At 69.2% G+C, this 681-nt stretch carries 1 protein-coding gene; it reads left to right on the forward strand.

Annotated features, from left to right (window positions below):
• A partial coding sequence (locus QSK18_RS35650) for an MFS transporter (RefSeq protein WP_285628984.1) occupies positions 1 to 681 on the forward strand: 681 nt, incomplete at both ends.

Genomic DNA, 681 nt, shown 5'->3' on the forward strand with positions numbered 1-681 from the left:
TGGTGTGGCTGATGGCGGTGGTCTCGGCCGGTGGGCTGCTGGCCGCGATCGCCCCGAGTCTGCCGGTGCTGCTGCTGGGGCAACTCCTGCAGGGCGCCATGGTGGGTGCGCTGCCGTTGTCGTTCATCCTGGCACGTCGGCATCTTCCGGCCGGGCAATCGCAGGCAGCGATCGGGGTGGTGGTGTCGCTGTTCACCGGTGGCGGCATGATCGGCACTCTGATCGCCGGGCCGATCGCCGAACTGCTCTCCTGGCAGTGGATGTTCGCGCTGCCCACGATCGCTGTGGGGGCGGCGACGCTGGCGGTGATCCGGGTGATGCCCGCAGATGAGCCGACCGGCTCTGACGGCCCGATCGACTGGCCCGGGGTGGTGCTGCTGAGCGCCACGCTGCTGGCGCTGATGATTGCTCTGGTGTCGGTGACCAGTGCTGCGCTGCCCCCGATCGCGATGGGTGCGCTCGCGTTGCTGGTGGTTGCTCTGGCCGGCGGATGGGTCGCCGTCGAGCGGCGGGCGGTGGCGCCCATGGTCGATCTGCGGATGCTGGCCCGGCCCGCGATGTGGCAGGGCGCCGTGCTCACCCTGGTGATCACGGTCAGCTTCGGGATGGTGGTCTTTCTTCTGCCGCAACTGTTGGCGATCTCCGGTGCAGGCTACGGTTTCGCGGCCGGAACCACCATGA

It is taken from the genome of Kineosporia sp. NBRC 101677 (assembly GCF_030269265.1).
Lineage (GTDB): Bacteria > Actinomycetota > Actinomycetes > Actinomycetales > Kineosporiaceae > Kineosporia > Kineosporia rhizophila.